The organism is Rhodococcus sp. 05-2254-6, assembly GCF_002258565.1.
Classification (GTDB): domain Bacteria; phylum Actinomycetota; class Actinomycetes; order Mycobacteriales; family Mycobacteriaceae; genus Rhodococcoides.
The window spans coordinates 1-5,356 of record NZ_NOZF01000164.1 but is presented as its reverse complement, the minus strand read 5'-3'; the positions used below and the strand labels follow the sequence as shown (position 1 = coordinate 5,356).

General features: G+C 66.3%; 5 protein-coding genes. 2 read left to right on the top strand and 3 right to left on the bottom strand.

The window, feature by feature from the left end; genetic code table 11:
- Window positions 1-1,065: CCA tRNA nucleotidyltransferase (locus CH256_RS22750; protein WP_094670642.1), on the top strand; the 1,065-nt coding region annotated here is incomplete at its 5' end.
- Between the two features lie 53 nt (window positions 1,066-1,118).
- Here the strand turns inward: CH256_RS22750 and CH256_RS22745 are convergent.
- The 3 genes from CH256_RS22745 to CH256_RS22735 are packed head-to-tail and all read right to left on the bottom strand — an operon-like array spanning window position 1,119 to window position 4,921.
- Window positions 1,119-2,618, bottom strand: a complete 1,500-nt coding sequence (locus CH256_RS22745; RefSeq protein ID WP_094670641.1) for a DUF4185 domain-containing protein — start codon at window positions 2,616-2,618, stop codon at window positions 1,119-1,121.
- A 59-nt stretch (window positions 2,619-2,677) separates the two neighbouring features.
- The gene (locus tag CH256_RS22740) at window positions 2,678-3,964 is read right to left on the bottom strand and encodes an MFS transporter (protein ID WP_094670640.1); all 1,287 of its coding nucleotides are present in this window, start codon (window positions 3,962-3,964) and stop codon (window positions 2,678-2,680) included.
- Window positions 3,965-3,988: 24 nt separating this feature from the next.
- A complete protein-coding gene (locus tag CH256_RS22735) occupies window positions 3,989-4,921 on the bottom strand; it encodes an NAD-dependent epimerase/dehydratase family protein (protein ID WP_094670639.1) in 933 nt (310 codons plus the stop codon).
- Window positions 4,922-5,039: 118 nt separating this feature from the next.
- On the opposite strand from CH256_RS22735, the gene CH256_RS22730 reads away from it, so the two are divergent.
- A partial coding sequence (locus tag CH256_RS22730) for a TetR/AcrR family transcriptional regulator (RefSeq protein ID WP_143536652.1) occupies window positions 5,040-5,356 on the top strand: 317 nt, incomplete at its 3' end.

Genomic DNA, 5,356 nt, shown 5'->3' with positions numbered 1-5,356 from the left:
CTCGAAGAAGATCTCGTTCGACGCGATTTCACCGTCAACGCCATGGCAGTACGTCTCGGCGCGGACGGTGCCCAGGAATTCGTCGATCCGCTCGGCGGTATGGACGCGTTACTCGAGGGCGTTCTCGATACTCCCTCGGCACCGGAGGTCTCGTTCGGAGACGATCCCCTGCGCATGCTGCGGGCCGCGCGGTTCGTCTCCCAGCTGGGGTTCACTCTGATGCCACGGGTGCACCGGGCCATCGAGGACATGGCGGAGCAGATCGACCGCATCACCGCCGAGCGAATCCAGGTGGAGCTGGACAAGCTGATCCTCGGCGAGCACCCGATCGACGGCATCGACGTGATGTGCGAGACGGGCCTGGCGCAGCGGATCATCCCCGAGGTGCCCAACATGAAGCTCGAGATCGACGAGCATCACCAGCACAAGGACGTGTACACCCACTCGCTGACCGTGCTGAAGCAGGCCATCGATCTCGAGGACGGCGATCCGGACCTCGTATTGCGTTGGGCCGCACTGCTGCACGATATCGGCAAGCCCGATACCAAGCGAAACGAGCCGGGCGGCGGAGTCAGCTTCCATCATCACGAGGTCGTCGGTGCCAAATTGGTGCGAAAGCGCATGCGCGCCTTGAAGTATTCCAAGAAGATGATCGAGGATGTCTCGCATCTGGTGTTCCTGCATCTGCGTTTCCACGGCTACGGCAAGGGCCAGTGGACCGATTCGGCCGTGCGGCGCTACGCCACGGACGCCGGCGAGCTACTGCCCAAGCTGCACAAGCTGGTTCGGGCCGACTCGACCACGAGGAACAAGCGTCGAGCCGCCGCGTTGCAGGCCACCTACGACGACCTGGAAGAACGCATCGCCCGCATCGCCGAGCAGGAGGATCTGGCGCGGGTGCGGCCCGACCTCGACGGCAACGCGATCATGGAGTTGCTGAACATCCCGGCCGGACCCGACGTGGGCAAGGCATGGAAATTTCTGAAGGAACTGCGTCTCGACCGCGGACCGCTCTCCCGCGAGGACGCGGAGGCCGCGCTGCTCGAGTGGTGGCCCACGCAGTAGGAGCGGCTGCGCCGCATGTGCACGAAACCTCGTAGCCTGCTACGAGTTTCCGCTCACGACGAGCGAAGCTCGGCCTTGACCAGATAGACGTTGTAGCTGTCCCACTCCGAGATCGTGAAGTACAGCTCGTTCGCCGTCGACCACGGGTGAACGAAGCCGCCGTAGGTCTTGGGGTACTCGGCGGTGTCGATCAGGGTGGTCGGCGCGGTCCACTGACCTTGCGGTGAATTCGATTCGCGCAGAACGATATCGCCGCGCAGCGGATCGAGATACGTCATCCGCCAGAGGCCACGGACCTCGTCGTGATGGACCGACAGTTCCCCGGCCATACCGTCGGCGATGGGGGTGGCCTCGTTCGATCCGACGGGAGCCCAGGTGCCGTTCACCCAGTACTGGTAGGCGGTCTTGTTCAACACGTCGGCGTTCGGGACGCGGGCGAGCCCGACCTGTCCGGCGCGTCCGTTGACGGTGCCGAACATGTAGACGTACTCCCCCGCCGGGACCATCGTCGACACCTGGAACTTGGAGAAGCCGAAGACGTTGTCCCACTTGGCATGCTCGTCTTTGACCCAGGTGGAACCGTTGTCGTCCGAGTAGGCGATGCCGCCGTAGTTGGTCCACCACATGCCGGGAATCGTGCTCCAGCGCCTGATGGACATGTACGACATGTACTGCCGGTCGTCGATCGCGAAACCGGACGTGGGGATGACCGTCGTCTCCCAATTCTTTACCTTGCGCGACGGCAGCAGTTCGGCTGCGTGACAACGGGAATCCTGCACCATGGAGTCCAGGGTCATGCCGTCGGACAGGTCGGTGTCGGTGCTGTGGCCGAGTGCGTTGGAACGCCAGTCGTCGCCACCCACGACGCCGAATTCCCACCCTTTGCCGAAGGAATCGCCGAAGGCCACGGCGACTTCACCGGGCTTGCTCTCCCACATGATGCCGAGGTCGGTTCCGTTCACCTGCCAGCGCTTGTCGGTGCGGTTCTCCGATCCCGGTCCGGTCAGCTGGGAGACGACCTCGACGTTTCCGACGGCAGGTGCTCCGGGCGGCACCGTCGTGGGTCCTGGCTCCGCTGGGTTGACGGCGGACGCGGGCGGCAGCGTTCCCGGGGCAGCGGGGCCGGGAATCGGGATCGGAATGGTCTCGGGTTGCGGGTCGATCTCGATGCGCGGGAACGGCAGATGGTCTGCCGAGCCCGTTGCCGGCGTCGGTGCATCGGTGTCGTCGGTGAGATCGGGGCACGGGTCCGCACACGGGTCGGTCAGCGGCTCGGCCTGTACGCGGGTGTTGTTCGGGGCCGGATCGGGAACCGGTACGAGTTCCACCGACGGATAGGGCACGGGAATCACCACACGATCCGGCAACGGCGGCAGCTGGGGCGGATTACCCGGCCCGATGGGCTCGGGTGGGTAGTCCTTGGGGTCGAATCCTGTTTCGCCACAGGAGTTCACCGGCGGAGGCGGCGCCGCGAACGCCGGTGGTGCAGCGAGAACGGCCGTACCTGCGGCGACCGCGAGTATGCAGCCGAGTGACGCCGAGCGGCCGTGCATGCGGTGCCCCCGTGTTCTCCGACGAAACCCATCGGTCCGATACGGAAAGATACACCACGTCAGCGGCGTGTGCGCCCGGTGTTCACCACCGCTGCGGCCAGGCCGAGGGCGTAGATACCTGCCCCGACGAACACCAGGATGTGCACGGTGGGGTCCTGGCTCAGATCGGTCGTGTCGGGGCCGACGGCGAAGGCCGCCGCAGCGAGGGCGGCGACGAAGGCGACGTTGAACACGGTGTCCTGCAACGCGAAGACGCGTCCGCGATGGGCGTCGTCGATCTCGATCTGCATGGCAGCGTCGCCACTGAGTTTGACGGTCTGCCCGGCGATGCCCAGGAGGAAGGCTCCGATCAGCAAGCTGGTTTGCGTCAGGCCCGAGACGGCACCGAGCTGCGCCACGATGGCGAGCACAAGTGCGGCAGCGATCGTGCGGGTGCGTCCGAACCGGGGAACGGCGAAGGGGGTGATCAGGGCGGCGAGGAACATGCCGACCGCCGAGGCACCGACGGCGATGCCGAAGCCGGCAAGGCCGCCGGGCAGGGTGCTGCTCGTCGTTTCGCGGAGAACCAACACCATGATCAGAGTGTTGATGCCGAACACGATGCGGTGCGCGCCGATGCCGAGCATCGCGGTCGTGACACCGGCGGACCGCCAGACGGCCTGCGCACCCGATTTCAGCCCTTCAGCAACGTCTTTCAGTGGACTGTCGGTGCGGCTCTCGATGCCCGGGCCGAGGGATCGTGGTCGGAACCGCGCGGCGGCGAGCGCCCCGACGACCGACCCGGTGGCCGAGAGACCCACGGCGACACCCGAGCCGAAATCCCCGGCACCGATCACGCCGATCACCGCTACGGCGAGGCCCGCACCTGCCGCTGCGAAACCGGATCCGACGGTGGCCAGCACCGAGTTCATCGGTACCAGCCACGATTGCCGAACCACGTGCGGCAGTGATGCCGACGCTCCCGCGAGCACGAACCGACTGAGCCCTACGGTGGCCAAAGCCAACAGCAACAACGGTGTGGCGTCCTCCCCGGCGCACAGCAGGATTGCGGTGGCGACGATCAGCACCATACGAACGATGTTGGCCCACAGCAGGACCGATCGGCGATCCCAGCGGTCGAGAAGCGCTCCGGCGAACGGACCCACCAAGGAATACGGGACCAGCAGCACCGCGAATCCGGCCGCGATCTCGGCCGGATTGGTCGCGCGCTCGGGGTTGAAGAGAATGGCACCACTGAGCGCGGCCTGGAACAACCCGTCGCCGAACTGACCGGCGAACCGAATGGTCGTCAGCTTGCCGACCCCCGGAGACTCACGCAGTCGGGTACGGAAGGAAGCGTCGCTCACCGACGGGACTTTAGCCCCCGCCCGTCATGCGGAGACGGCGGGCGTCGAGGCTGTCCACCACGCCATCGTTGCGGCTGTGCCGTCGGCGAGTGGGGTGGGCTGTAGCCCGAGGATCGCCTCGCTGCGGCTCGAGTCGAGAAGGTAGGGATAGCGGAACTGGTAGAGGGTGTCGCCGAGCTCCTTCATCGGACCGGGCACCGCGCTCAGCAGTCGTAGTGCCCAGGCCGGAATGGCACCGACCTTCGGAGTCGGCAGATCTGCAGCAGCCGAGAACATCTCGATCATCGTGCGCTGCGAGACCGCGGGCGCGGTGGGCGCATGCAGGACGGTGTTCCACATCGACGGGGACGCCGCGGCCGTGAGCATGGCGGCTGCCAGATCCGGGACGTAGGTGAACGAGTGAGGAAGGTCGGCGGAGGCGAGGACGCGGACCGGCTTTCCGGCGAGAATCGGCGAGATGACCCGCTCACCCATGTGCGAGATGATCACCCGAGGCCCGTAGAAGTCCGACGCCGCGACGCTCACGGTGGGGGTTGCGTGCGCATCACGCGCGGCCAGAAGTTCGGTCCGCACTCCCAATTTTCGGAACGTCGCCTCGCGGGGTGAGTCCTCGCGTATCGGACCGTCGACCCGGCCGTAGGCGTACAGACTTTCGGGAAACGCAACGACGGTGCCCGCGGCCGCGTCGAGCACGCGGTTCTCCATGGCGACGAGCTTGTTCCGCCACACCGTGTTCTCGTAGGCGACGTGGGTGCAGTGGTAGACGGCGGTGGCGCCGTCGAGGTGTCGACGGAGATCGTCGGATTCGATGTCGACTGCGCGGCGTTCGATCATCGGGTGCTCGGGTCCGCTGCCGGATCGGGTGAGGACCCGTACCGAATGCCCCTGCGCAGCAAGCTGTTCGGCGACCGTCCAGCCGACGGGTCCGGCTCCGGTGACGACGTGAAGTTCGGTCATGATCGCTCCATTCGAGGAAAACGAGAGCGGTGCTCTCTGTTATGAAGAGTGTGCACCCACGGCGGAGATAATGCAAGAGCACTGCTCTCTGAAAAGAGCAGCAGTTACAGTGGCAGCCATGGCGAGCACTCCCCGCACCCGAGCCCGCGCCCAGACCCTGGCCGATATCACGCGCATCGGCCGCGAACACCTGGCTGCCGACGGTGCCGCGGCCCTGTCGTTACGCGCTGTCGCGCGGGACCTCGGTGTCGTCTCCTCGGCCGTCTACCGATACGTCGCCAGCCGCGACGAGCTGCTGACGCTGCTCGTCGTCGACGGATACACCGAGCTCGGAGACACCGTCGACGCAGCGGTGGACGCGGCCGACGGACCCAAGGAGAAGTTCTTGGCTCTCGGCCGGACGGTGCGGCAGTGGGGACTGCGGGAGCCGGCGCG